This is a genomic window from Yersinia intermedia, assembly GCF_900635455.1.
GTDB classification, from domain to species: Bacteria; Pseudomonadota; Gammaproteobacteria; order Enterobacterales; family Enterobacteriaceae; genus Yersinia; species Yersinia intermedia.
The window spans coordinates 1,484,556-1,510,583 of the sequence record NZ_LR134116.1 but is presented as its reverse complement, the minus strand read 5'-3'; the positions used below and the strand labels follow the sequence as shown (position 1 = coordinate 1,510,583).

The window sequence follows — 26,028 nt, the reverse complement described above, 5'->3', positions numbered from 1 at the left end:
CGGAACGCTGGTTGCACCTTTTTGATTCATACGCTGCCGATTACTGAATATACCGAATAAATTTCAAGATGCAGCGTGAATTGGCCGAGGCCAACACATCTGCAACGTGAAAGATGACAGGTATTACCCTTCGTTATGCATCTCCAGATTCTCGGCTTCGTTATGATTACGTAATGCCTGCGCATCATCGTTACGTAACGACTCAAGATATTCCAGATAGCTTTGATCGACATCTTTAGTCACGTAAACGCCGTTAAAGACCGAGCACTCAAACTGGATGATGTCTGGGTTATCTTCGCGTACTGCCTCGATAAGATCGCTAAGATCCTGGAAAATCAGTGCATCGGCACCAATCAACTGGCGGATTTCATCCACTTCACGACCATGGGCAATCAATTCGTTCGCACTTGGCATATCAATGCCATACACATTCGGGAAACGAATTTCCGGTGCAGCAGAGGCGAAATAGACCTTCTTCGCCCCAGCCTCACGCGCCATCTCGACAATTTGTTCCGACGTTGTGCCACGCACGATAGAGTCATCTACTAATAAGACGTTCTTATCACGGAACTCTGCGCGGTTGGCATTGAGTTTACGGCGCACTGATTTACGACGTTCCTGTTGACCAGGCATGATAAAGGTACGGCCAACATAACGGTTTTTCACAAACCCCTGACGGTACGGTTTATCCAGAATACGGGCGATTTCCAGCGCGATATCGCAAGAGGTTTCCGGGATAGGAATGACAACGTCAATATCCAGGTCTTCCCACTGTTTGGCAATTTTGGCACCCAACTTCTGCCCCATGCGCACGCGCGCACTGTAAACAGAAATTTTATCCATAAAGGAGTCTGGGCGAGCAAAATAAACATACTCAAACAAGCACGGATTATATTTCGGATTTTCAGCACACTGGCGGGTGAACAACTGGCCTTTTTCCGTGATATACACGGCCTCGCCTGGTGCAACATCACGCAGGAATTCAAAACCAAGAGTATCCAGTGCCACACTTTCAGAAGCGACCATATATTCATTGCGGCCGTCAGCCAAAGCGCGCTTACCCATAACCAACGGACGAATGCCGTTAGGGTCACGGAACGCAACCATACCATGGCCGATAATCATCGCGACGCAAGCATATGCCCCACGGATCAACTGATGCGTTGCAGCAACAGCGGCAAAAATATTGTCTGACTCCAACGGATAATGTTGAAAACGGTCTAATTCACTGGCAAAAATATTCAGCAGAATTTCTGAGTCAGAAGTGGTGTTCACATGACGGCGAGAAACTTCGAATAATTCCTTTCTCAGTTGGTGAGCGTTAGTCAGATTACCGTTATGAGCCAGAGTGATGCCAAACGGTGAGTTAACGTAGAAAGGCTGAGCCTCGGAAGCACTAGAACTGCCAGCCGTCGGGTAACGAACATGGCCAATACCCATATTCCCCTGTAAGCGCAGCATATGCCGGGTTTCAAATACATCCTTCACCAAGCCGTTTGCTTTACGCAGCCGGAACCCATTATGGGCATCAATGGTAACGATGCCCGCAGCATCCTGGCCTCGGTGCTGAAGCACCGTCAGCGCATCATAAATCGACTGGTTTACCGGTGCAAAACCGGCGATACCGACAATACCGCACATGTTGTCTTTTCCTCATAAGCCGCTCCGAATCGGTAATTGATTCGGTAAGAAACTCGACGTGCTCTGCAGGTAGTCAAAGAACCACCTGATTATATAACTGAACTGCGGGATCAATTGTGACTGTTTCCAGTCAACACTCTGTGAAAAGCCAGTAAACGTATCCAGAAAGAACAACATGGCAGAGACTATCAGAACACCTCGCAGCGCGCCAAAACAGACACCCAGCACCCGGTCAGTTCCTGATAACCCAGTACGTTCAACCAACGAACTAATCACATAGTTAACAATAGCCCCGACGATCAATGTCGCGATGAACAAAATGCCGATGGCAATTCCGTTGCGAACTACTTCATCTTCAAAACGCGTGAAGTAGACAGCAAGGTAAGTGTAAAAATGGCTGGCAACAAAAAACGCACACCCCCATGTTACAAGTGACAATGCTTCACGGACAAAACCCCGGATTAAGCTGACTAACGCAGAAAATCCGATAATCCCTATAATGACGTAATCAATCCAGACCATGGCTATTCCAATGACGAAATCGCCGCTGCATCCTGTTCGCGGCGAATTCTAACAGAAAAAGAAAACGTTTGCGTAGGGGAATTCTTACCCACGACAAATTAAAGTGCGGCGATTTTAAAAACAACAATCGCCGCACAAACTTAGCTCAAAAACCCCATACACACTGATATCTTAACGCTCGGCATAAACCTTAACGCGCCGTGCCGTAGGGCTTAACTTGCCCATTCAGACCACTTAATGAATTAAGCTCCGGCAGCGCAGATTGCAATTTTTGTTTTGACGCATCTGGCCCGACATACACGCGGGTTATCTGGCCCTGAACTGGCGTTGCAGGCACCGTAAACGCCCGATGACCTGACAAGCGCAGCGTCGCCACGATTTCATTCACTTTAGCGGCGTTTTTCAACGCGCCCAGTTGGACGACATAAGCCTGCCCTACCGGTGCTTTTTCTTCTGTGGTCGGTTTGACTTGTGGCTGAACGTCCGGCTTAACCTCAGCTTGAACCTCAGGTTTAGGTTTCACTTCCTGCGGTTTCTTCTCTACCGGTACCGGTTTGACCTCAACCGGTTTCTTCTCAACAGGTTTCACCTCAACCGGCTTACTTGGTATCACTGGCGGTGCCACGATAGTCGGTTCAGACGAAAGGTTACCGGCATCATTAGCAGCCTGAGAGGCGGAATCATCTTTAGGGACATCCACGGCTTGCGCCGCACCTTCTGGTGGAGCGATAGGCAGAGGTTGACTGACCGGAGCAACCGCATCGATCTCCTGACTATCGCCTGGTTTTGGCACTAATGGGATAGCCGCAAACTCATCCTCATAATGCTTCTTTTTACCATCCAGTAGCCCCGGCAGTACAATCACGCCTAACGCCACCAGAATTATGGTCCCGACTAAACGGTTCTGGAACTTACTTGCCACTCGCACTCCCCAATTCAATGCCTTGATAAACTCAAGTTGTCACAAATTCAAGCTGTCATAAATCCAATACAGCCATCACATGAGCGACAGTATGGAAAGAACCACAGACAATAACCACATCCTGTGGTTCCGCATCCTGCATCGCCTGACGCCAGGCCGTTTCTACATCGCTAAACTGGCGTGATAGCACCAGATGCTCGGCTAATTGCTCCGCAGTCGCCCCACGCGGCCCTTCAAGCGGCGCACAATACCATTCATCAACTTGTTCAGATAAACAGGCCAGCGTCCCGCCAATATCTTTATCTGATAGCATGCCGACCACTGCCCGTACTTTACCGTGTTTCGGTAATCGAGCCAGCCTGTCAGTGAGATAACGTGCTGCATGCGGGTTATGGGCTACATCCAAAATCAGCAGCGGCTGCTCACTGACAACCTGAAAACGCCCCGGCAAACTGGCAGCCAACAAGCCCTGGCGAATAACCTCATCGCTTAAAGGCAGGCCGGAATAGTGCAATACGGCCAAAGCTGTCGCCGCATTTGCCAAAGGTACGTTTGGTAAAGGCAAATTGGCCCACTGATGGTTACCACACTGCCAATCCCAGCTATTTCTTTGTTGATCAAATGGTGCCTGTTGGCTGAACCACCATGCGTCATCACGGCGATACAGTTGTGACCCCAATTGCGCAGCAACATCGGCAATCGACTGCGGCATATCAGGTTCGCCAACCACGGCAGGTTTCCCCGCACGGAAAACACCGGCTTTCTCGCGGCCAATGCTTTCTCGATCGAAGCCCAACCAGTCAGTATGGTCTATGGCAATACTGGTAATAGCCGCAACATCAGAATCGACTATATTGGTCGCATCCAAACGCCCACCCAACCCCACTTCCAGAATCACTACATCAAGCTTAGCCTGCTTAAATAATTGCAGCGCTGATAAGGTGCCAAATTCGAAGTAAGTCAGGGAGATACCCGCGCGCCCGGCTTCAATTTGAGCAAAAGAGTGGCTGTGTTCAGCCTCAGACAATTCCTGCCCCTGAATACGAACTCGCTCGGTATAGCGCAAAAGGTGAGGTGAGCTGTAAACCCCGACCCGCAGACCCGCCGCAAGTAAGATTGATTCCAGGGTACAACAGGTGGTGCCTTTGCCATTGGTACCAGCAACGGTAAAGACTTTTGGGGCAGGTTTAAGCAGATCCAAACGCTCAGCAACCTGTTTAACACGTTCCAGACCCAACTCGATTGGTTGAGAGTGCAAACGTTCAAGATAGTAAAGCCACGCGGCCAAAGGCGACGTGGCTTTGGGGATTTGATGGTTTTTCATGAGTCCCGTCACTGGCCTTTATACCCATCAGACTTCAAGCTGCATGTGCATTGACTGCTTTCGTTGCTCGGCCCATCCATGGGCCTCGCCTCTGCGAGGCCGCTGCAAGCAGCGATGTTCAACATGGTTTACAACCAAGTTGTCACTCAATTGCCGCCTTCCTGCAACTCGAATTATTTTGGGTAAATATTTTCTTTTTTAAAGCTATAAAGCTTAAGTTGCGACCATGCACAACAACCGGGCATCACCTTATCAGGGTGATGCCCGCGTGAGTAATCAGGCTTCGGCCTGATTATCCGCCTGTGCAGTATCGGCTTTGCTCTCAATCACACTAGGTTGTGGCTGATGCGTTAATTTAGACAAGATACTGGCAATTGTCTGGCGCATCACCGGGCGACGAACGATCATGTCGATAGCGCCTTTTTCAATCAAGAACTCACTGCGCTGGAAGCCCGGCGGCAGTTTTTCCCGAACAGTTTGCTCAATAACCCGTGGACCAGCAAAACCGATCAAGGCTTTAGGTTCTGCGATATTGATATCACCCAACATTGCCAGACTGGCGGAGACGCCACCCATGGTAGGGTCTGTCAGCACAGAAATGTACGGCAAGCCACGCTCTTGCATTTTAGCCAAAGCAGCACTGGTTTTTGCCATCTGCATCAGTGACATCAATGCTTCCTGCATACGAGCACCACCACTGGAAGAGAAGCACACCAACGGGCAATTATCTTCCAGCGCCTGCTCAACCGCACGCACAAAACGAGCACCTACCACTGACGCCATTGACCCACCCATAAAGGCAAATTCAAATGAAGCGGCAACAATAGGCATGCCCTGCAAGGTTCCTTTCATGGCAACCAAGGCATCTTTCTCACCCGTGTCTTTTTGTGCAGCAGAAATGCGATCTTTATACTTCTTGGAATCCTTAAATTTCAGGATATCCTTCGGCTCCAGTTCGCTACCCAATTCAACTTCACTGCCTGCATCCAGTAGCATATGTAACCGTGAACGGGCTGTCATACGCATGTGGTGATCACACTTAGGACAAACTTCCAGATTACGCTCTAACTCGGCACGGTAAAGCACCTGACCGCAACTGTCACATTTAGTCCACACCCCTTCAGGAATACTCGCTTTACGGGTTTGTGTAATATTGCTTTTGTTAAGAATTCGTTCAATCCAGCTCATCGATGACCTTTCTGTTTGAACCTGGCTGTTGCCAGTCCGCTGTTCATGCTTTAACCATCTCCCTGAAAACATCCCAATAAAAAATGCCTGAGATACACGCCATGACAACGTGGCTAAGGCACTGGAACTCGGGTTGTCCGCAGGAACAGACCATAAATGTTACTCATTAAACCATATTGGCTCGACAGTGTAGATAAAAAACTGGTCGAACCCACGGCTTAGGTAACGTTTTTACTGATTTTTTTGGCGTGATTGCGCGCGCCGATGCCGCCAAACCTCAAATACACCCGGCAAAATTGACACCACAATAATGGCAACAATTAGCAATTTCAGATTGTTCTGCACGATAGGTACGTTACCAAACAGATAACCAGCATAGGTGAATAACAGCACCCATACCAACGCCCCAATCACGTTATAAGCCGCAAAGTGGCGATAAGACATTTTCCCCATTCCGGCGACGAACGGCGCGAAAGTGCGGATAATCGGGACAAAACGTGCCAAAACAATCGCTTTACCGCCATGCTTTTCGTAGAACTGATGGGTTTTTTCCAGATAACTGCGGCGGAAAATTTTTGAATCTGGGTTACTGAATAGTTTCTCGCCGAACACCCGACCAATGGTGTAGTTAACGGCATCGCCCAAAATAGCGGCGGTAACCATCAATGCCACCATAACGTGTACGTTAATATCATTGGAAGGTAATGATGCCAGCGCCCCGGCCACAAACAACAAAGAATCCCCCGGCAGGAGCGGCGTCACCACCAGACCGGTTTCACAGAATAAGATCAGGAATAAAATGGCGTAAACCCAAATCCCATACTGCGCTACCAGCTCCGCCAGATGAACATCAATATGCAAAATAAAATCAATAACGAAACGTATAAATTCCATAAATACTCTCGAGTGGTAAACATACCTATGCTTTGATTGAGTGAGGTTAACTGAACTTCCTTAGGTATTCCTTAGCCCGAGGCGAGCTCACTCATCAATGTAGAGAAATCAGTCATCTGCCAAAAAGAGTGGCCCCATTGGCGCCATTGGTAGAGCAAAGCGTTCAGGATAATCAACAGAGACTAAATACAACCCCTCGGCTTTCGCCGTTGCCGCAGCACGTGATCGGTCTTTCAGTGCCAGCAACTCGGCCATCCAGTTGACATCCTGATTACCACACCCAATCTCAATCAGGCTACCAACAATATTACGCACCATATGATGGACAAAAGCGTTGGCCTTGATATCTACCACGATATACGCGGCATGTCGGGTAACTTTGACATGTTTTACATTTCGCCATGGCGTACGAGACTGGCACTGTATCGCGCGAAATGAGGTAAAATCATTCTCGCCGAGTAAACATTGCGCAGCGTGTTCCATTTTTTCCGCATCCAGCGGCAGGTAGCAATGGGTTACCCCTTGCGCCAAAACCGCCGGGCGATAGCGATGGTTAAAAATAATATAGCGATAACGGCGGGCGGTTGCGCTGAAACGGGCATGAAAATCATCATCCACTGTTTTTATCCAACGCACGGCGATATCTGAAGGTAAATGACTATTAACCCCCATAGTCCAGGCGGCATCTTTACGCACCGCCGTGGTGACAAAATGCACCACCTGCCCGGTGGCATGTACGCCAGCATCAGTGCGCCCAGCACAAAATACACCGATGGGTTCATTGGCTACTTTCGATAAAGCGGCCTCCAGGCAAGCCTGCACACTGGCAACCTCTAACTGGCGTTGCCAACCAAAATAGCGGCTGCCGTTATATTCAATACCCAGCGCAATTTTTATACTGGCCGTTTCAGCCACGACGTCTTGTTGCTGAGCCAACTCAAGTTCGGACATCAGTATAGTTGCTCCTGCAACAGGCGCTCCGCCGTTTCAATCGCCATCAATGCGCCACCAAAACGGATGTTGTCGGCCACTGACCAGAACTGCAACACTTCAGGAATGCCGTAGTCGTTACGCACACAACCAATACTCAGCACCTCACTGCCCGAGGCATCGCTAACCTGTGTTGGATAATCATCCTCTTCAGATAATTGGATATCTTCACAATTTTCCAGTTCGCCGCGCGCCTCATCTGCGGAGATCGGGCGCAAAGCTTCCAGATGAACCACTTGTGCCTGACCGTAAAATACCGGTGATTGAATGCAACTCACCGAGATAGGCAGACCCTCGTCTTGTAATACTTTACGCACCTGATCAACCAAACGGCGTTCTTCACGCACACTGCCCTCTTCATCAGCCAGCAGCGGTAATACGTTAAATGCCAGTTGCTTGGCGAAGATACTTGGCTCAGCAGGAATGCCATTTAACAGCTTGGCGCTTTGACCGGCCAGATCGTCCACAGCAGCCTTGCCGTGAGCGGAGGCTGAAATCAGCGCAGTGACATGCAAGCGGGACAACCCAGCCTGTTCCGTCAGTGGTTTAATCGCAGTCAGCAACTGGCTGGTCAGGCTATCGGCCACGGCCACAATATTGCGATTGCGATATTCTGCCAGCACCTGAGGATTTACACTTGGCACCACCAGCGGTACGTCCGGTTCCATCGCGAACAGGCCACTGCTGTCAATAACCAGACAACCTGCATTCGCCGCCTCTTCAGCGTATTGCTGTGAGGCTTCGCGCCCGGCAACAAAGAAAGCTAACTGCACCTGAGACCAGTCAAATTCAGCAACATTTTCCACCAGCAAACTTTTACCATTAAAGCGCACAGACGCACCGGCGCTGCGTTCGCTGGCCAGAGGATACAATTCACCAACCGGGAACTGGCGCTCATTTAACAGCTCCAGCAAAGCTTCACCTACTGCGCCCGTTGCTCCTAACAGAGCAATATTCCAGCCGTCAGACATGTTGGTTTTCTCCACTAACGTTCATTAAATTACAAGGGTTCATTCAGATACTAAGATCGATTGAAATAGAAAGGTGGTAAAAAAACCGCCTGACAATCAATAAATTAAAGTTTATACCGGGCTTATAATAACTGTGTACTAAAGCCTAATTTCTGCAACAGTTCGGCACTGGCCACATTATCGCATTGCACGCAGAGCGATGACCACTCGCGCCGCTCCTGATAGTGCTTGCGCAGCCGATCAAACTCACCGAGGATGCCGGCAACATGGCGCAGCGGTGCATCATCGCGGCGCACATCATACACTAAGTGCATCAATCGTTTTAATTTGCCTTCATCCAACTCACCGTTCAGCCTCAAGTGGCTAAACTCCGGTTGAGGCAACAAGGAGGCTAGCTCTACCGACTGCGGCTGCCCCAGATGTTGACTAAAAGCTTCAAATACTTGTGTGGTACCGCGCGCTTTGCCCTCCAGCGTATAGCCGGCAATATGCGGTGTCCCGATATCAATCCGCCCTAACAGCGGCAAAGATAACTCTGGCTCCGGTTCCCACACATCCAATACCACACTGAGTTTCTTGCCTTTCTCCAACGCATGAAGCAGCGCAGCGTTATCCACCACCGCTCCGCGACAGGCATTAATCAGAATGCGGCCATCCGGCAGGGCTGCCAGTAATTCATCGTCCGCCATGTGCAGACTTTGATAAGGGCCGGTTTTATTCAACGGTGTATGGAAAGTGAGGACATCTGCCTCTCGCACCAGTTTTTCCAGCGGCCAGAAGGTGTCATTATCACCCCTGTCTGCCCGTGGCGGATCACACAACAGAGTACGCACCCCCAAGGCTTGTAGCCGGGCATTCAATCTGGCCCCGACATTCCCCACCCCAACAATGCCGACGGTTTTGTCACGCAATTGGAAACCATCGCGTTCAGCCATCATCATCAGTGCAGAAAAAACATATTCCACAACCGCAATGGCGTTACAGCCGGGGGCCGCAGAGAAACCAATTCCTTGTTGCTGTAGCCAGTTATCATCGACATGGTCGGTACCGGCAGTTGCTGTACCCACAAAGCCAATTGACGTGCCTTGCAGCAAGGCCTCATTCACTTTGGTGACCGATCGCACCATCAGCGCATCTGCACCAATCAGTGCTTCACGAGGAATTGGTCGCCCCGGCACTGCCTGTACCTCACCTAAACGCCGGAATAGCACATCCGCGTACGGCATATTCTCATCAACCAGGATTTTCACTTTGTTCTCCGGCAGCTTACTGCCCTATAGATGAAAAGCAGGGACTTAGTATATACCCAAAGAAGTTGGAGTTGCAGCCAACCCCCTGCGGCGTCAAGCATAAAGACGATCCCCAAAATCATTGGCGTTGCAGGTAGGCGGCAAGCGAATAAATCCCGATGAGCTGACTCACGTCAGTGATTCGGGTGCGTGAGCATAGCCAACACCCCTGCGGCGTCAAGCATAAAGACGATCCCCAAAATCATTGGTGTTGCAGGTAGGCGGCAAGCGAATAAATCCCGATGAGCTGACTCCCGTCAGTGATTCGGGTGCGTGAGCATAGCCAACACCCCTGCGGCGTCAAGGATGAAGGGGATTGTTGCGACGAAAACGCTCCGGCGTAGTCCCTGCAATTTGCTGGAACATGGCGATAAAAGCCGATGCTGAACTATACCCGACATCCAGTGCGATGCTTTGCACGGTTTTCCCTTGCTCTAACAACGAGATAGCGTGCAAAAAACGCAACCGCTGACGCCATTCACTGAAGGCCATGCCCAGTTCTTGCTGGCAGCGGCGCGATAACGTCCGCTCGGTGGTATAGACCCGCTTGGCCCACTGCGCCAGTGAGGTATTATCCGCCGGGCAACGTTCTAGCGCCGTCAGAATAGGTGACAGTAATTTATCCTGCGAGGTAGGCAAGTAGGTGCGCTGTACCGGTGACATTCTGAGTTGATCGATCAATACGTGGGCTAAGCGCATATCTTGCTCACTTTCCGGCATCAATACACCACGGGAGAAACAGTCTTCCACAATGGCATTAAAGATCGGGCTGACATTAATCAGGCAAGCTGATACCGGTAATTCCTTACAAAGTGCAGGTGCAATATCAATAGCACGAAATTGCGTCGGCTTGCGGTTATAGCTGGAGTGCTCCATGCCGGCTGGTATCCAGACACTGAATTCAGCAGGTGCCAGAAAGCGCTGCCCCCCAATACTCATTGCTACTACGCCTGACTTTACGCAGATCAACTGCCCATAAGGATGGGTATGCGGCAAAAACTCAGTATTGGCATTAAAGGCCTCGCAACGAAAGGAAAGGCTCAGTGGCACGGTCGTTGCTACCACCGGGAAAGAAGGCTCAGCCATGGTGAACTATCTCCTGTGAAAAAGAATTCCTGCCGAGATTGTCTTAATCACAGCAATAATTGTCTGGTTTTCAGTATATAGAATAAATCAGACAACTGTAGACTACGTCACATATTATTTAGATGAGAATTATTATCATGAATATGCTATTCCCCCTGTTCGCGGTGATCATCTGGTCAATCAATGCCGTGGTCAGTAAGGTCTCTGCCACCGCAATTGATCCCGCCGCCATCTCGTTTTATCGCTGGGTACTGGCGTTGCTAACGTTAACGCCATTTTTACTGCTGGGTGTTATCCGCAACTGGCAGGCAATCCGCATTTATTGGTGGAAATTGATGATATTAGGGATGCTGGGCATGGTGCTGTACCAAAGCCTGGCGTACTACGCAGCTCACAGTGTTAGCGCCCTATTTATGGGGATTCTCAGTTCGTTAATTCCCTTGCTGACCGTGCTTATTAGCATTGTGGTGTTACGTGTCGCCCCCACGGTCGGTATTGCATTAGGTAGCGTGCTGTCATTAGGTGGGCTGGTGTGGTTGGTAAGTGCAGGTAACCCAGCACAACTGTTGCAACATGGTATTGGCAAAGGCGAATTGATGATGTTCGGCGCATCGGCATCCTATGCGCTGTATGGTGTATTGACCAAACGCTGGGCGATTCAATTACCGAACTGGCAGTCCCTTTATATGCAGATCGTTTTCGGCGTGGTGCTGTTGTTACCTAATTTCCTGATGGCCTCAGATGTGCAACTGACGGCGCAGAATATCCCATTGGTGCTATTTGCTGGTATCCCGGCCTCAATTATTGCGCCTTATTTATGGATCCACGGTGTGATGCGTTTAGGTGCAAATACCGCATCAATATTTATGAATCTGACACCGGTATTTACCGCCATTATTGCCGTGGCCTTCCTTCATGAGCAATTACACAGCTATCACCTGATTGGCGGGGGTATCACACTGGCGGGAGTGATCTTAGCTCAACGCCTGCGCACTCCATTGCGGCGCTCGGCGGCGCAGTAAAAATAAGGTAGCGGCGTATAGGCTGCGCTGCTACCCCATACATTTCTTTTATTCCGCGCTAACCGCCATCATTTCTGTTTGGACCTTATCTTTACGATGCAACATCAGCACGCCCAGTAATACCAGTGCGCTGCCCAGCAATTGGGAGGGAGAGAGCGTTTCCCCCAACAAGAAATATGCAATCACCGCAGTGAAGACCAGTTCCAGCGTTAATAGTAGGCTGGCCACCGCCAAAGGCAGTGTTTTCAAACTGAGATTAAACAGGCCAAACCCCAGTAATGTTGGTCCGGCGGCTAAAATTAACAATAGCCCCCAACCAGACCATTGAATACCATCAGCCCTATGAGATAAGAAGAATAGATCACCCACCATTTGCTGTAACCCTGGCAGCGGGAACCACAGCAATAACTGATTAAATATCAGTTGGTAGATAGCGGAGAAACCAAAAACATACAGGATAGTGTTCCAGACCGGATAACGGCGTTCGGTCGCAATGCGCCCCGCCAGAGTATAAAAGCTGTAACCAATACCAGAGGCTAATCCGATAAAGAGGCCAACAAAATTAAAGTCTGAACCAGTAATATTCAGGCCATCGCTGACTAAGAAACAGCCCAACAGGCTGATCACCATAACCAATAATTCACGCCAGCCCATATATTCGTTATAGAAAATCCAGCCGAGAAACACGGTAAAACCGATTGAACAATAGACCAGAATGGTGGAGATCGACGCACCGTTTAAAGCAACAGATTCAGTCCACAGCCCATTAAAGACCGCCAGCAATAAGCCATATGCAGTATAGAACTTTAGCTGGCACCCACGTAATTTGGCCCATTCCGGTTTGGTCAGAAGTAAAATAGGCAATAACACCACGGCGACCAGTGCAGCCCGCCAGAAAGCTAATACCGAAGTGGGTAGATGATAATGCGCCGTGAGGATACGAATTATGATGCCGGTAAAACCCAACAACATGGCACTAATGATCGCCAGCAGATAGCCTTGTCGTTTGCCACTAAACCCGCCTCTGCCCGCCCCGATAGAGCCAAATGCTGATGGGAATAAATTTGCCGGAATCGCCATAACAACCTCATAACTACTTTCACGATAGTGATCAGATAGCGATTGTACCCCCCATGTTCTCTGCTACCAGAGCCACTTTCCTGCTGATTGATACAGGCCACTTTTTTCCTCTTGAAGCCTTGTTAAGCTTGAGTATAGTGACAATACATTATCCACAGTGAGCCACTTCTGGCCGGTGAGACATGCATATTCCGTTAGATCGTCAGCAAGACATTCCACTGTATCTACAAATCGAAGAGGCATTGCGCCGTGCTATCCTCAGTGGGGTGTTTGCCGATGGCGACAAACTGCCTTCAACCCGCACCTTGGCAGCAGAATTATCAGTGAGCCGCCTCACCGTGGATAATGCCTATGCCGAACTGGCGGCTAAGGGGTTATTACAACAACGTCGTGGTAGCGGTGCCTATGTCTGTCACCTCTCACCACCGCCAAGCCATCCGCATCCACGGCTACATGGTGAGTTCCCGCTGGACCGTTTTACCACTGTCACCTCACGGCTGGACGGGTATGCCGATATCCCCTTACCGCCAGATACCATCAATTTTGCCGCTGGCATCGGTAGCCCCAAAATTTTCCCATTGGATGAATTCCGCCAGATCTTGCATTCAATTCTGCGCCGCCATGCTGAAGAAGCATTCAGTTACGGCGATTACTGCGGCTATTATCCATTGCGCGATACACTCAGCCGCATTCTATCCGCACAAGGTATTCCTACCCGGCCAGAGCAACTGTTGATAACCAATGGTTCGCAACATGCCATCAGTTTGATCAGCCAATCACTGTTGGCCCCAGGCGATAGCGTGCTGGTAGAAGAACCCACTTATGCCGAAGCATTAGCCCTGTTCCGCCTGCATAAAGTGAATATTATTACCCTGCCAAGCGACCAACAAGGTATGAATCTGGCTACCCTGCCTGCGCTATTAGCCAGACATCAACCGAAGCTTATCTATTGCATTCCCAACTTTAATAACCCCACCGGACGCTGTATGAGTGAAGAGCGCCGCCATCAGTTAGTGCAAATAGCCAGAACCGCTGGGGTGCCAATACTGGAAGATGATTATGTGGGCGACTTGCGTTACAGCGGCAAAAAGCTGCCTTCGCTGCGTTCACTGGCAGCAACAGGTGAAGTTATCTATGTCAGTACTTTTTCCAAAATGTTACTACCCAGCATGCGCATTGGTTATCTGGTGGCAGACGCGCCCCATTACATTCAACTGGCGCGCTTAAAGCATGTTGACAGTTTTACCAGTTCGAACCTGATCCAACGGGCGTTGGATGCCTTTGTCACTGTTGGGCGTTATGACAAACAGCTCCGTCGGGCTTGCCGTTTGTACCGCCAGCACCGTGATGCCATGGTCGATGCCCTCCAGCAGACGCTGCCGCTCGGCTGCCAATTTGAGGTTCCTGACGGGGGATTATTTATCTGGCTACAATTGCCAGCAAACGTACCAATGACTCAATTGATGCCGCTGGCGTGGCAGGCGGGGGTCACTTTTGCTAAAGGCGGCGGGTTTTACCCCCAAGAATCACAAGGCGAATTTACCTTGCGCTTGAATTTTGCCGCTAATTCACCCGAGCTGATTAGCCAAGGAATAGCCAGATTAAGTGCGGCGATTCGTCAGTGCCAGGCATAAAATCAATCAAAAAACGCACGACCAACAGTCAGACTGAGTCAAACTGTTGGTGTGCGGTTCCCTGTAGACTTTACTAGACAGTTACCTTAGAACGAGGCCAGCCATAAACGCAGTTTCATACCCCAATAGCTGGTCCATCCGCTGGTGTTTTGTACCATCTGGCCTTGATAGAGGATCACTAACGTCGGTGTAACACCGACTTGCCACTGCGCAGACAACTCACCGCGTGGGTCATTTATCACCGGCAACCGGTAATCCTTCTTCGCCAACCAGCGCTCAAGCTGTGGTGCTTCACCGGAACGCAGCGCCACTGTCATCACATTCTCACCCTCCTGCACCATTTGATTGACACTGGGGCTGGTGAATTTACACACACCGCACCATGTTGCCCAAAAATAGATAAGCAACGGTTTTTCCTGGCTCATCGCCTTTAACGAGACAGTTTGGCCCGCCAGAGTTTGCAACGACATATCGCTCCAATTAGCCGGTACCTGCGGGCTACGCAACCAATCCATCGCCAAAGAGACCACCGTGACCAGCGCCAGTAAAATAACCAGCTCTTTACCCCACCGCTTCAAGCGACTCATTTACCCGCCTTAGCCAGTTGCTGCTTCACTATCTCCTCCAGTTGCTCATAGGAAATAGCACCTGGAATTATCTGATTACCAATCAAGGTGGCTGGTGTGCCCTCGATACCCAGTTGATCCGCTAACTTCAGGTTGGTACGTAGCACATTCAAGCTCTGCTCGCTTAGCGCTACTGGCGTAACACCGGTCTTTTTCTGCGCCGCGGCAATACTGTCAGCATCGTGGAAACCTTTTTTCGCCATCAAGCGCTGATGGAATGGCAGAAATTGGTTCGGATGTTGTTGCCACAGCGTCAGTGCCAACCGCGCACTGGTCATTGAGCTTTCCCCTTTAAACGGCAGCGGTTTTATCACCACCGCCACCTGCGGGTACGCTTTCACGATTTTTTCCAGCAAGGGATCAAAGGTTTTACAAAATGGGCAGTTGTAATCGGTAAATGAAACCAATGTCAGGGCTGGCATTGTAGCCCCGAAACGGGGGCTGCCGGGGTCTTGGAATAGCACTTGTTTATTGGCTTCGATAAATTGATCCATTTGCTGCCCTTGCGCTTCATTAGCTTGCTGTTGCAAGGCATTGATGGATTGCTCAAGAATATCTGGGTTGGCGACCAGCGTTTCACGGATTAAGGCTTTAATCCGCACTTCCTGCTCCGGTGTAAAAGGCGCAGCCGCCCAGAGTGGCGTCGAGATCAGCGTTAACAACACAACCATGATAATTTTCATTCTTTATTTCCTTTAGCATCGGCCAAAATTTTTAATAACACGTCACTGTCCAACAGTGGTGAGAGCACCACACCCTGCGGTTGTTGTGGCCCATAAATTTGATTAAATGGGATTGCGACACTGCCGCGCTGGCGCAAAAACTCAGTAATATCAGCAGAAGGCCGTGTCCAGTCACCGCGTAACGCCACCACGTCAGGCGCTTGCAATGCCTGCTGCACATCGTCACGCATCAGGACGTGTATTTTGTTAACTTTACAGGTCACGCACCAATCGGCAGTGACATCGACAAACACCCGCTTATGCTCCACCAGCGCTTCCTTAATGGCAGATTCAGTTAATGGCTGCCACGGGATGTTGTCATGTAGCGGTTTGCGCCACAGATTAGCCGTCAACGAACCTGCCAACAGTAATCCGCCGATAATCAACACCCCGATTAAGCTGACGATTGCTGCAACACGCACGCCATAACGCCAGCCAATAGCCAGCAATAGCGTTAACAGCAACACTCCGGTAATCACTATCACCAGTTGTAGGCCAACATGGCTCACCATCAGGCTCAGTAACCACAGACTTGATGCCAGCATCAGCCCCCCCATCCCGATGCGCAGGCGATTCATCCAACGACCGGGGCGGGGCAAAAACAGCACTAATTTAGGCCATAGCGCCACCGCCAACCACGGCAGGCTCATGCCAACCCCCAGGGCGGTAAATATGCCCCATAGCGCCGGTAAAGGGGCGGCCAGCGCAAAGGCTACCGCCGTCCCCAGGAATGGCGCGGAACACGGGGTTGCCAGTAGCGTCGCCAATGCGCCCTGTCCAAAGTGGCCGGCCAAACCGCGAGCCCCCGCGTTCTCTACACGAGGCGCAGCAATACGACTATTGAGCGATGAGGAGAGATTGATCTCGAACAAGCCGAACAGATTGGCCGTAAAGAGTGCGGTAACCAGCACCATAAAGCCGATAAACCAAGGGCTTTGGAACTGAATTCCCCAGCCAAGGGCATGATTACCTAAGCGCAAGGCGGTCATCAGTAGTGCCAACAACCAAAACGAAGTCACAATTCCAGCAGACGATGCCAGAAACTGCCAACGAATCTGACGGCGGGTTTGCTGCCCGGTCTGCAAAATCGACCCCAGTTTCATTGCAAGAACCGGAAGCACACAAGGCATCAGATTAAGAATAAATCCGCCCGCCAGCGCCATCACTATCCAAGACCAAAAACGGGGGGAGGATTGCGGTAAAGTGAGCGCTTGCCCAATGGTCACCGTGGCCTCTTGCGCCAGACCTGCGTCAGTAATCACCATTGTCAGGGGTTTACCACGGAGATCCCCCACGCCCTCCCCCCAACCATCGGTCGCAGGAACCCGCACCGAGAGCTGATTACCCTGTACGCTGACCCGCGGTTTGCCGAAATCCACGTCCGCCAAGGTATCGAAGAACAATTCGGGCTGTTGCCAACCTTCGTCACGTACCGCCAGAATTTGCACCTCACCATGACCAAAACCAGCTTGGATCTGTTGGGTCAAGGCATTGGCAATGGGTACCTGCCCCATCGCTTGGGCAAAATCGTGTTGGAATTGTTGTTGGTTTTCGTCGCTTAACGGTGAGGAAAGATCGAGGCTAAACGGGTAGTCCGTCAAAATGCAGACATTGCTACAGGTCGATAGGGTCAAGATGCCATTTAGCGTTTGAGGTGCCTTAGCGGAAATGACGATCGGCAGCATGACCTGCTCGTGATAGCCCTGGGTAGAAATACCAGAAACATCAAATCGTTGTGGTACAGGCCAGTACCATTTTACCGCGTCAAGAGGTGTGCTCCAGGCAATGGTTGGTGCAATGCCCCCTTCACCCGGTGAGCGCCAGTAAGTTTTCCAGCCTTTATCCAGTTGAACGGAAAGTAACAGGCGGGTTGCACCGCTCGTTGAGGGGTCGGCATAAATCCGCACCTTAGCATGTGAGTTTTGTGGGCTGACCAACCAGCCGCTGTCTGCCGCCCAAAGGGTGGGCATCCATAGCAGTAACAGACAGAACAACGCTGTCTTGCTTAAATTAAACATGATTCTTCTCCAGAAATAGATTAATCACAGCAACGCAAAAGGTTGCCGTAGTTATGCCAACAGCATCTCTATTCCCGGAAAATGCAGAGTTGCAGGTGCACCCTCAGACGGCTGGGTGATATCACTCTGGGTGGCGGAAACCTCATGCGGGCCGGAATCACTGGCCCCAATAGCAAGAGTAATAAACCCAGAGAAAAAATCGCTAATTCGAACAGAACAGGCGGGGATGCTAACAGGGATTTGGCACTTAGCTCACAAGGCGTGGGAGCTTCATTTGCATCGGCAGCAACCTGTGATGGCGATGTCTGAAGGAGGTTTTTTTCCAACGCGTGCAGGCTGGCGATGCGTTGTGTCATACAAACTAATATGACCAGGCAAGCCAGACAGAGGAACCACTTTGCCGCACGCTGTTGTTTAACCATTTACCGTGTTTAATCCTGATCCGTATAATTCATCAGTAAAATTGATAAATTAGTCTCATTCAAGACTGAGCGCTCATCTTAACGGCATAATTAAGATTATCAATGTCTGAACTTAAACAATCACTCAAAGTGACATTTAATTACAAACGTATTTAACCAAAAAAACATAATCTGACGGTATGGGTCGCCCACATTTACGCGTATCATATTGGTAGCCTGCGTCTATCGCCGGGTACTTTATGAACGTCCACAGTATCTCCTCCACAGCGAAGGACCGGTTATATGCAACCTTTGAACGGCCCGGGTGTACCGATTGCCAGTGATCGCAATATTGCACCGACCAAAGTACCTCATCAGGGCCAAGTGGAAGATCAGGCACTTACCCCTGCGCAACGCACTACGCTGGAGAAGCTAATTGTGCGGATTATGGCCCTCAGCCCAATTAAATCAGCCGAGATCTGGGCCGGTCTGCGCCATGATTTATCCTTGGGTAGCACCAGCGACTTACTGGCACGCCACTTCCAGCCCGCAGAGCAATTGCTGCAAACCCGCCTTGCACAGGCACAGGAAAATCACGCCAATCATCAATTGCGCCAGCAACTGACCGAACTGCTGCCACAAGGTAACAACCGGCAGGCGGTCAGTGATTTTATCCGCCAGCACTTTGGTCATACCGTATTAAGTCAGCTAAGTCATGCTGAGTTACAACAGGTTTTGGTACTACTGCAATCCGGCACCCTGAATATTCCACAGCCACAACTGGCAACAATAACTGATCGGCCGTTACTGCCCGCAGAGCATCAGAATATTCAATCGCTAGTAGCAAAACTTAGTGCTGCAACCGGCGAGCAACCGGCCAAAATATGGCAGGCGTTGTTTGATATGGTGGGGGTGAAAAGTAATGATCCATTACCTGCGCGCCATTTCCAGCTACTCAGCCAGTTTTTACAGACCAAAGTGGCACTCAGCCAACAAACGGCACCGACATTGGTTAACCTGCAAACCGCGTTGAAGCAGCCCGCTGATGCGCAGGAACAACAATTATTAATTGATTACAGCCAGAATCGCTTTCAGGCCAGCCCTACCACGCCGCTGACACAAGCGCAGTTGAATGACATTATCAATGTCCTGTTTACCGCCAGATTAGATCGGGCTAATGCAGCCCAACGTTTAGCAGAAGACCAAAAAACTCTGCAACCAGTGATTAACCCGCTGATCGCCGCATTACCCCAATCATTACAGCCATTGTTGCAAAAACCATCACTGGCATTTGTGGCGCTAATTATAGTGATGGCCTTTTTGTTGGCTATCTTCCTCTAACCAGATGTGGCTCAGGTTATCTCCCGCCGAGCCATCCATCTGATTACAATAATAGCCACCAGCCAACCAGAGCACTCCACAACAAAAATGGCAGTGAATAAGCGTGGAATTTTAACCAGATGGCAGGTTCTGCTGCCATTCTCAGCGCAATTAAATTAGCCATAGAACCCAACACAAAACCAAAACCACCAATATTGACCGCATAAGCCACCAGCGCGCTGGAAGGCAGATAATTAAGCAGCAATATTGTGGCGGGGACATTACTGATCAATTGCGATAGACCCATCCCCAATATATAGGCAGCAGCCGCAGACAGCGTTTTGATTTCACCGAACAGCGATTGTAACGCAGGTAACTCCGTCAGTAGGCGCACGTCAATGAACATCGCCATAAAGACCACAATCAAGCTCCAGTCAATTGCCAATAACACCCGCCGCGCCAGTAACAATAAACCAGCGAAAACGACAAGCAGCCCATAGCCAGCCCTGCCCAAATCTACGCAGATAATAAAAATAACATACAACGCCAAACAACTTAGCAACAGGCGGGAATGGTAGGGATAAAGCGGGCTTGAGGCCTGTTTCTTTATCTTACGCGCCGGAAAACGCCACCATGTTACCGCTAATAATGTCAGCAGAATAATGGCTGCTAAAGGTGCCATTTGGCGGGTAAAACCAATAAAAGAGAGTTCGGAACGGCTCCATAACAGAATATTTTGTGGATTGCCGATCGGGGTTAATAGCGACCCGGCATTGACTGCCAGCGCCGAGAAAATAATTAGGCGGGCAACCGGCAGAGACGATATTTTTTTCAACGTCAAAATCAGTGGAACAATGATAAATAGCGCCACATCATTGGTCAGAAAGGATGACAACACTGCCGCAGCTAAGACTAAAAACAGCGCCAGATGCCGCTCAGTGTGGAGTGTGTTAATAATTTTCCGGCCAATAAAATCGAAGTAACCGCTGACCTCAACCCCTTTAGTCAGTAGCATTAATCCCAATAAAGTAACAATGGTGGTCCAGTCAATAAACTGCGGGAAGACGGCAATTTGGGCTGGCATTAAGGCCGTTAACCCTATCCCCAAAATCAATAAAATATGTAATAGACGATCTTTGAGAAAAGGTCTGAATACCGTTTTTACTGCTTGCTGAGTAGTCGCAAATAATGTCATCAGGAAATCTACAAATGGCCAGGGGCTGACAAAGAGAGATTACGTTAGCGTAGCCTGTCATTTTATGCCAGCCCCTATTGTCTACCGGCTGCCGCAACCGGCGGCAGGGCAGTGTTAACTTAACTTTGTGTGTTGTGTTTTATCGCTTTTCTGAAATCATCCATTGAACAGAACCCGTTGGCATCAACCGGGCAGCCCTTAATTTCCAGCGTGACACGTTTTGGTGGTGCCTGAAGGGTCAGCGGCGTCTTATTACGAATTTGCTCAGTCGACAGATAGATATATTCGATCTTCATCATATCTTTATTTTGTTTCGTATCTTTCCAGCGCTCAAATACTACTTTGCCGCTGATTGGTGTTTTCTCATATTGGTCTGGCAGTTGGTATTCTTTAGTTTTCAGTGCTGCCAACAATGAAGCAATGTTAGAGTCATGCCCAACCAATACCGCCAATTTAGCTTTCTGCGCCGCTAATTCATTAGGCGTTTTCTCACCGACGGGATCAAGGGTGGCACTGATAAAACCGACTAACTTCTCAGCCGCATTATCCGCAATTGCAGGAGAACCGAATAACGTCTCATGGTAGAGGTTTTTGATATCGATTAATTTACGCCACTCTTCCGATGACTGAATCCGTCCCCAGGCCACATCTTTAATCGGGAAACCTTCGTAATATTGCAACATAAATGCATCTGATGCGCCGGTACCTAACTTCAGCGGGCCGGTGATGCCTGGCTCTTTATTTTGTACCAATACAATATTAGTTGGCTGGGTACTCCAGTCACATTTCTTATCCGTTAAACAGGCCGGTGATTTTTTATAATCCAACACGCGGGAAAGTAAATCGTAATTAGGCTGTAAGCGCTTATTTAGCCCTTCTACCCCGCCCGGCCCGGCGTGTTGATTAATCGATGCCAAGGCTTTTTCTTTAAATTCTGGTGTGACATCTAGCGTGATGATCGGATTAAAAACTGGATCCATTTTGCCGATGTCTTTTTGGTGCGCCACTGGCACATTACAACCAGGGAAAGCACCGAATAAGAAATGCTGCGCGGTACCAATAGTCCTTGGCAAGCTGTTAGCATAAGTAAATACCGTGGTATCTGCCGGGCATCCTGTCGCTTTCAGTAATTTGGCATTAACCAACCACTCGCGGAAGTACCCCCCCATCATCGCCTCAAGCTCAGCCCCTTTCGGTGTCAGATAACCGCCAGGGGTGGTCCATTGTGGCCATTTATCGGGTGTCGCACTGGAAAGCATATCGCCATAATTTACCAAAGGTGCTCGTATACCATGCCGGCTCATCACCAGCACTTGTTCAAGTTTATAGTTGTCACTTTTATCCTGTGCTACAACATGGGTTGACGCTGGCAAGAGTAGCGCTAATAGTGTCAGGGTGTATGCCGTCTTTATTTTTATCATCCTAATCTCCGTCATCCTGTTGATGGTAATAGTGTAAAAATGGATAGAGGAATAAATAGATGTTCCGATTGCTACAGATTTGTTACAACCAACATGATAGACAGAGATAATAGGTATAGTCGGAGTCTTGTCACAGTTCCGCTAATTGCTTTGTCGCGGTGCATCAGCAGCGTGTTTCTACATAGTTAAATTTCTATCCATACTCAGACAAGCGTTTGTACAGGAATAAATGAATGAAAATTTTGGGTCTTATTGGCGGTATGAGTTGGGAATCAACCATCCCTTATTACCGGATGATTAACCAGCAGGTTAAAGAACAACTTGGCGGGTTACACAGTGCCAAAATCATTCTCTATAGTGTGGATTTCCATGAGATTGAACAGCTTCAGGCCAAGGGTGACTGGGAAACTGCAGCACAGTTGCTGTCTGATGCCGCCGTTTCATTAAAAAATGCCGGAGCTGACGTCATCGTGGTATGCACCAATACTATGCACAAAGTGGCTGATGACATTGAAGCGGCCAGCGGATTACCGTTATTGCATATTGCAGATGCTACTGCCGCACAAATTAAGCAGCAAGGGATCAATAAAATTGGCTTATTGGGCACCCGCTACACCATGGAACAAGATTTTTATCGGGGCCGATTGACGGAAAAACACGGTCTTGAAGTAATTACCCCTGATAGTATCGATCGCGAAAGTGTTAACCGCATTATTTATGAAGAGCTGTGTTTGGGCGTTATCAGTGAAACCTCCCGCCAGGAATATCGCCGCATTATGGGCAAATTAGAACAGCAAGGCGTGCAAGGGATTATCTTTGGTTGCACCGAGATTACATTGTTGGTTAACGCGCAAGACGCGAGCGTACCGGTATTTGATACCACCGCAATACATGCCTGTGCGGCCGCTGAATATGCGCTGACATGCTAATTGTGATGATTCCCCAGCCATCACACATTTGCCAAGGCAGCAAACAATAACAGATCGGTGGGCAGCAGAGGTTGATACCGCTTGCTGCGACCTCCCCTGCATGACTTAGCAATAGGCCGAGTGACAAAGGTTACCACATCACTACGGCGTTAAGTTGGAAGAATATCAGCCGCTAATAATATTCCTACCCGCTGCTTTTGAGTTATAGAGCATTTTATCTGCACGGATTAATAGCTGTTCCTGCGCTTCATTTTGCCCCAATTCCACCACACCCAGGCTCATCGTTACATTGATATTCCCTTCCACAGGCATGGTTTCGATGCATTGCCTGATTTTCTCAGCAATACATTTAGCCTCATTTAATTGTGTGTTAGGTAACACAATCATAAACTCATCGCCACCCCAACGGCCTAACACATCAATTTCCCTAATATTATTCCTGATCACATCAACAATATGCGTCAATGTTAAGTCCCCAACAGAATGACCATGCTTATCATTAATAGATTTGAAATTGTCTAAATCCAACGCAAGCAATGATAACGGCTGGCAAAATCGCTTTGCGCGGTTATATTCGTGTTTCAGTACTTTTTCCAGCAAATAACGGTTAGCCGCAGAGGTTAATACATCTGTTTCAGAAAGACTTTTTTTGATATCGAGTTGCTGCTGTAACCGGAAATTGGTTTCGCGTAATTCAACAGTTCGCTCCTCGACTAACGCTTCCAAAGATTTATTCTTTAACTCTAACTTTTCAAGGCGCTGTTTTCTGTCATGGATATTGCGGTGAGCGCCGATCATCCTCGATACGGAACCATCACTATTACGCTCAATCACCTTGCCGCGATCTTCAATCCATATATAGTCGCCATCATGAGTCCGGCAACGGTATTCAATCTGGTATCGTTCTGCCTGGTTATTAATATAGGCATCAAACTGAAACATTACTCTTTCAAAGTCGTCTGGATGGATGATTTTTTCCCAAGTATGGACTGTATTTTCAAAAACATGGGCAGGGTAACCCAGCATTTCATACCAACCAGTATTACGATAAACAAATCCACTGTTGGCATTCCAATCCCAGATACCATCACTTATCACTTCCAGAATTTCATGAACAACGCGCTCGTTTAAATCGGCAATCTTAATCTTCTGATCACTTTGATTATGGCTCATTGAACTATCCTGCTGTGTTGGTAAATTAAAAGACAAAAATAGAATTGTTTAATTATTGTTCTAATAGTGTGAATTAACGTTTTTGAGCAGGCAAGGATTTTTTAACTTCAAATTTGACTTTAACAGAATAAAAAAATATTAAGAAACGATGTAATTAGGTTAACGTATTAAGATTCAATCACCTACAGTCTATAATGTTATTCATCTCGATTATTGAGTACAAGATATTTTTATGAATAGTCAGTGATCAACTGATGATTATTGTATTCTTCCTTAGACGTATTTATTCATAGCGCATAAAAAGGCCCGCGATTACTCGCAGGCCTTAGTAACTCAATATCAATGAGCAGAAATATCTGCAATTGACCTTATTTCTGGTATTTACGCATGACCAGCGTGGCGTTAGTACCACCAAAACCGAAGCTGTTAGACATAACAGTAGTCAATTCGCGTTGAGTTGGCTCAGTAATGATATTCATCCCCGCCGCCTTCTCATCCAGGTTTTCGATATTGATACTTGGTGCGATAAAGCCGTGTTCAACCATCAGCAGGCTAAAGATAGCTTCATGCACACCCGCAGCACCCAGTGAGTGGCCGGTCATGGCTTTTGTTGAGGAGATAGCCGGTGTGTTATCACCAAATACCTCACGAATCGCACCCAGCTCTTTCACATCACCAACCGGTGTAGAAGTACCATGTACGTTCATGTAGTCAATTGGTGTATCAACACCTGCCATTGCCATCTGCATGCAACGAACAGCACCTTCACCTGATGGTGCAACCATATCAGCACCATCAGAGGTTGCGCCGTAGCCAACAATCTCAGCATAGATATGTGCGCCACGCGCCAGAGCATGCTCAAGCTCTTCTACCACCACCATACCGCCGCCACCTGCAATGACGAAACCATCACGGTCTTGATCATAAGTACGGGAAGCTTTAGCCGGAGTTTCATTGTATTTGGTCGACAACGCGCCCATGGCATCGAATTCACAGGCCATTTCCCAACACAGTTCTTCACCACCACCCGCAAACACCACATCCTGCTTGCCCAGTTGGATTAACTCCAAAGCATGACCAATACAGTGTGCGGATGTCGCACAGGCAGAACTGATTGAGTAGTTAACACCTTTGATTTTGAACGGTGTTGCCAGGCACGCGGACACACCGGATGCCATGGCTTTGGTCACCATATAAGGACCAACACCCTTCAAGCCGCGTGGGGTACGCATTGCATCAGAACCGGCAACCTGGTTACGGGGTGAACCACCACCGGAACCCACTACCAGCCCGCTACGGAAATTGGATACCTGATCGTCTGACAGACCAGAGTCTGCTATCGCTTCTTGCATCGCAAGAAAAGCATAAATTGAGGCGTCGCTCATAAAACGCAGCACTTTGCGATCAATGAGGTCTTTAGGCTCAGATGCCAGCTTTACATCGCCCCATACATGGCTGCGCATACCTGCGTCTTTAAATTCCTGAGCGAAAGTAATGCCAGAGCGGCCTTCCTGCAAAGATGCCAGAACTTCCTGCTGGTTATTACCAATGCTGGAGACAATACCCAAGCCAGTAATTACTGCACGCTTCATTCAATACCTCTTCCACTTATTTTACATTCGGGATTTTGCAACGCACTTTAGCGTACAGTTGTACGCCG

The 26,028-nt window shown here is 48.9% G+C and carries 23 protein-coding genes; 4 read left to right on the top strand and 19 right to left on the bottom strand.

From position 1 onward, the window contains the following. Window positions 1–123: 123 nt before the first annotated feature. From purF to EL015_RS06995, 10 genes are all read right to left on the bottom strand, one after another. The gene (gene purF, locus EL015_RS07040) at window positions 124–1,641 is read right to left on the bottom strand and encodes an amidophosphoribosyltransferase (RefSeq protein ID WP_005192691.1); all 1,518 of its coding nucleotides are present in this window, start codon (window positions 1,639–1,641) and stop codon (window positions 124–126) included. A gap of 12 nt (window positions 1,642–1,653) precedes the next feature. Continuing rightward, on the bottom strand, window positions 1,654–2,163 hold the full coding sequence (gene cvpA / locus EL015_RS07035) for a colicin V production protein (protein ID WP_005192693.1): 510 nt from the start codon (window positions 2,161–2,163) through the stop codon (window positions 1,654–1,656). A 190-nt stretch (window positions 2,164–2,353) separates the two neighbouring features. Continuing rightward, window positions 2,354–3,085, bottom strand: a complete 732-nt coding sequence (gene dedD, locus EL015_RS07030; RefSeq protein ID WP_032907952.1) for a cell division protein DedD — start codon at window positions 3,083–3,085, stop codon at window positions 2,354–2,356. Window positions 3,086–3,140: 55 nt separating this feature from the next. Then, complete coding sequence (folC, locus tag EL015_RS07025) at window positions 3,141–4,409, bottom strand: bifunctional tetrahydrofolate synthase/dihydrofolate synthase (protein ID WP_005192696.1); 1,269 nt, start codon at window positions 4,407–4,409, stop codon at window positions 3,141–3,143. Window positions 4,410–4,685: 276 nt separating this feature from the next. Continuing rightward, entirely contained in the window at window positions 4,686–5,597 is a 912-nt protein-coding gene (accD, locus tag EL015_RS07020) for an acetyl-CoA carboxylase, carboxyltransferase subunit beta (protein WP_005183370.1), read from the bottom strand. A 231-nt stretch (window positions 5,598–5,828) separates the two neighbouring features. Further along, a complete protein-coding gene (locus tag EL015_RS07015) occupies window positions 5,829–6,491 on the bottom strand; it encodes a DedA family protein (protein ID WP_005183372.1) in 663 nt (220 codons plus the stop codon). Window positions 6,492–6,599: 108 nt separating this feature from the next. Then, the gene (gene truA, locus EL015_RS07010; protein ID WP_072103907.1) at window positions 6,600–7,442 is read right to left on the bottom strand and encodes a tRNA pseudouridine(38-40) synthase TruA; all 843 of its coding nucleotides are present in this window, start codon (window positions 7,440–7,442) and stop codon (window positions 6,600–6,602) included. Continuing rightward, entirely contained in the window at window positions 7,442–8,452 is a 1,011-nt protein-coding gene (locus EL015_RS07005) for an aspartate-semialdehyde dehydrogenase (protein WP_032905911.1), read from the bottom strand. The genes truA and EL015_RS07005 overlap by 1 nt, the downstream gene beginning before the upstream one ends. Before the next feature lie 122 nt (window positions 8,453–8,574). Then, window positions 8,575–9,702 carry a 4-phosphoerythronate dehydrogenase PdxB gene (pdxB, locus tag EL015_RS07000; protein ID WP_005183376.1) on the bottom strand — a complete coding sequence of 376 codons (1,128 nt, stop codon included), beginning with the start codon at window positions 9,700–9,702 and terminating at the stop codon, window positions 8,575–8,577. Window positions 9,703–10,041: 339 nt separating this feature from the next. Then, on the bottom strand, window positions 10,042–10,827 hold the full coding sequence (locus EL015_RS06995; RefSeq protein ID WP_005183380.1) for an AraC family transcriptional regulator: 786 nt from the start codon (window positions 10,825–10,827) through the stop codon (window positions 10,042–10,044). A 137-nt stretch (window positions 10,828–10,964) separates the two neighbouring features. Here EL015_RS06995 and EL015_RS06990 point away from each other — a divergent pair, with 137 nt between their 5' ends. Next, the gene (locus EL015_RS06990) at window positions 10,965–11,849 is read left to right on the top strand and encodes a DMT family transporter (RefSeq protein ID WP_032905912.1); all 885 of its coding nucleotides are present in this window, start codon (window positions 10,965–10,967) and stop codon (window positions 11,847–11,849) included. Between the two features lie 48 nt (window positions 11,850–11,897). Here the strand turns inward: EL015_RS06990 and EL015_RS06985 are convergent, their stop codons facing one another. After that, a complete protein-coding gene (locus tag EL015_RS06985; protein WP_005183386.1) occupies window positions 11,898–12,929 on the bottom strand; it encodes a DMT family transporter in 1,032 nt (343 codons plus the stop codon). Window positions 12,930–13,111: 182 nt separating this feature from the next. Here EL015_RS06985 and pdxR point away from each other — a divergent pair, with 182 nt between their 5' ends. Next, window positions 13,112–14,563, top strand: a complete 1,452-nt coding sequence (gene pdxR / locus EL015_RS06980) for a MocR-like pyridoxine biosynthesis transcription factor PdxR (protein WP_005183389.1) — start codon at window positions 13,112–13,114, stop codon at window positions 14,561–14,563. An 86-nt stretch (window positions 14,564–14,649) separates the two neighbouring features. Here pdxR and EL015_RS06975 read toward each other — a convergent pair whose 3' ends face one another. The 4 genes from EL015_RS06975 to EL015_RS06960 all read right to left on the bottom strand — a co-directional run bounded on the left by EL015_RS06975 (window position 14,650) and on the right by EL015_RS06960 (window position 18,351). Continuing rightward, on the bottom strand, window positions 14,650–15,150 hold the full coding sequence (locus EL015_RS06975; RefSeq protein ID WP_032905913.1) for a protein disulfide oxidoreductase: 501 nt from the start codon (window positions 15,148–15,150) through the stop codon (window positions 14,650–14,652). Further along, window positions 15,147–15,872: a DsbA family protein gene (locus EL015_RS06970; RefSeq protein ID WP_032905914.1), complete on the bottom strand. Its 726-nt coding sequence runs from the start codon at window positions 15,870–15,872 to the stop codon at window positions 15,147–15,149. Before EL015_RS06970 ends, EL015_RS06975 begins: the two co-directional genes overlap by 4 nt. After that, complete coding sequence (locus EL015_RS06965) at window positions 15,869–17,929, bottom strand: protein-disulfide reductase DsbD family protein (protein ID WP_005183402.1); 2,061 nt, start codon at window positions 17,927–17,929, stop codon at window positions 15,869–15,871. Before EL015_RS06965 ends, EL015_RS06970 begins: the two co-directional genes overlap by 4 nt. 68 nt (window positions 17,930–17,997) lie before the next feature. Next, the gene (locus tag EL015_RS06960) at window positions 17,998–18,351 is read right to left on the bottom strand and encodes a hypothetical protein (protein ID WP_032905915.1); all 354 of its coding nucleotides are present in this window, start codon (window positions 18,349–18,351) and stop codon (window positions 17,998–18,000) included. A 282-nt stretch (window positions 18,352–18,633) separates the two neighbouring features. Between EL015_RS06960 and flk the strand changes: the two genes are divergently transcribed. Then, window positions 18,634–19,671 carry a flagella biosynthesis regulator Flk gene (flk, locus tag EL015_RS06955; RefSeq protein WP_005183405.1) on the top strand — a complete coding sequence of 346 codons (1,038 nt, stop codon included), beginning with the start codon at window positions 18,634–18,636 and terminating at the stop codon, window positions 19,669–19,671. A gap of 43 nt (window positions 19,672–19,714) precedes the next feature. On the opposite strand, the gene EL015_RS06950 is transcribed toward flk, so the two are convergent. Together EL015_RS06950 and agp are read right to left on the bottom strand one after the other, a co-directional pair. Beyond that, on the bottom strand, window positions 19,715–20,845 hold the full coding sequence (locus tag EL015_RS06950; protein WP_005183407.1) for an SLC13 family permease: 1,131 nt from the start codon (window positions 20,843–20,845) through the stop codon (window positions 19,715–19,717). A 119-nt stretch (window positions 20,846–20,964) separates the two neighbouring features. Further along, the gene (agp, locus tag EL015_RS06945) at window positions 20,965–22,266 is read right to left on the bottom strand and encodes a bifunctional glucose-1-phosphatase/inositol phosphatase (protein ID WP_005183410.1); all 1,302 of its coding nucleotides are present in this window, start codon (window positions 22,264–22,266) and stop codon (window positions 20,965–20,967) included. Window positions 22,267–22,499: 233 nt separating this feature from the next. Here agp and EL015_RS06940 point away from each other — a divergent pair, with 233 nt between their 5' ends. After that, window positions 22,500–23,195, top strand: a complete 696-nt coding sequence (locus EL015_RS06940) for an aspartate/glutamate racemase family protein (RefSeq protein ID WP_005183413.1) — start codon at window positions 22,500–22,502, stop codon at window positions 23,193–23,195. A 165-nt stretch (window positions 23,196–23,360) separates the two neighbouring features. Here the strand turns inward: EL015_RS06940 and EL015_RS06935 are convergent, their stop codons facing one another. Both EL015_RS06935 and fabB read right to left on the bottom strand, forming a co-directional pair. Beyond that, a complete protein-coding gene (locus EL015_RS06935) occupies window positions 23,361–24,368 on the bottom strand; it encodes a sensor domain-containing diguanylate cyclase (RefSeq protein WP_005183417.1) in 1,008 nt (335 codons plus the stop codon). Between the two features lie 368 nt (window positions 24,369–24,736). Next, entirely contained in the window at window positions 24,737–25,960 is a 1,224-nt protein-coding gene (fabB, locus tag EL015_RS06930) for a beta-ketoacyl-ACP synthase I (protein ID WP_005183419.1), read from the bottom strand. Between the last annotated feature and the right edge of the window lie 68 nt (window positions 25,961–26,028).

Excerpts from the sequence above, each read along its gene's own strand:
- fabB (WP_005183419.1), bottom strand. The coding sequence starts at position 25,960 with ATGAAGCGTGCAGTAATTACTGGCTTGGGTATTGTCTCCAGCATTGGT.
- EL015_RS07005 (WP_032905911.1), bottom strand. The coding sequence starts at position 8,452 with ATGTCTGACGGCTGGAATATTGCTCTGTTAGGAGCAACGGGCGCAGTA.
- folC (WP_005192696.1), bottom strand. The coding sequence starts at position 4,409 with ATGAAAAACCATCAAATCCCCAAAGCCACGTCGCCTTTGGCCGCGTGG.
- agp (WP_005183410.1), bottom strand. The coding sequence starts at position 22,266 with ATGATAAAAATAAAGACGGCATACACCCTGACACTATTAGCGCTACTC.
- EL015_RS06950 (WP_005183407.1), bottom strand. The coding sequence starts at position 20,845 with ATGACATTATTTGCGACTACTCAGCAAGCAGTAAAAACGGTATTCAGA.
- EL015_RS06960 (WP_032905915.1), bottom strand. The coding sequence starts at position 18,351 with ATGGTTAAACAACAGCGTGCGGCAAAGTGGTTCCTCTGTCTGGCTTGC.
- truA (WP_072103907.1), bottom strand. The coding sequence starts at position 7,442 with ATGTCCGAACTTGAGTTGGCTCAGCAACAAGACGTCGTGGCTGAAACG.
- EL015_RS07015 (WP_005183372.1), bottom strand. The coding sequence starts at position 6,491 with ATGGAATTTATACGTTTCGTTATTGATTTTATTTTGCATATTGATGTT.
- EL015_RS06935 (WP_005183417.1), bottom strand. The coding sequence starts at position 24,368 with ATGAGCCATAATCAAAGTGATCAGAAGATTAAGATTGCCGATTTAAAC.
- EL015_RS06990 (WP_032905912.1), top strand. The coding sequence starts at position 10,965 with ATGAATATGCTATTCCCCCTGTTCGCGGTGATCATCTGGTCAATCAAT.
- cvpA (WP_005192693.1), bottom strand. The coding sequence starts at position 2,163 with ATGGTCTGGATTGATTACGTCATTATAGGGATTATCGGATTTTCTGCG.
- EL015_RS06985 (WP_005183386.1), bottom strand. The coding sequence starts at position 12,929 with ATGGCGATTCCGGCAAATTTATTCCCATCAGCATTTGGCTCTATCGGG.
- EL015_RS06995 (WP_005183380.1), bottom strand. The coding sequence starts at position 10,827 with ATGGCTGAGCCTTCTTTCCCGGTGGTAGCAACGACCGTGCCACTGAGC.
- purF (WP_005192691.1), bottom strand. The coding sequence starts at position 1,641 with ATGTGCGGTATTGTCGGTATCGCCGGTTTTGCACCGGTAAACCAGTCG.
- EL015_RS06965 (WP_005183402.1), bottom strand. The coding sequence starts at position 17,929 with ATGTTTAATTTAAGCAAGACAGCGTTGTTCTGTCTGTTACTGCTATGG.
- accD (WP_005183370.1), bottom strand. The coding sequence starts at position 5,597 with ATGAGCTGGATTGAACGAATTCTTAACAAAAGCAATATTACACAAACC.
- flk (WP_005183405.1), top strand. The coding sequence starts at position 18,634 with ATGCAACCTTTGAACGGCCCGGGTGTACCGATTGCCAGTGATCGCAAT.
- EL015_RS06940 (WP_005183413.1), top strand. The coding sequence starts at position 22,500 with ATGAAAATTTTGGGTCTTATTGGCGGTATGAGTTGGGAATCAACCATC.
- EL015_RS06970 (WP_032905914.1), bottom strand. The coding sequence starts at position 15,872 with ATGAAAATTATCATGGTTGTGTTGTTAACGCTGATCTCGACGCCACTC.
- EL015_RS06975 (WP_032905913.1), bottom strand. The coding sequence starts at position 15,150 with ATGAGTCGCTTGAAGCGGTGGGGTAAAGAGCTGGTTATTTTACTGGCG.
- pdxR (WP_005183389.1), top strand. The coding sequence starts at position 13,112 with ATGCATATTCCGTTAGATCGTCAGCAAGACATTCCACTGTATCTACAA.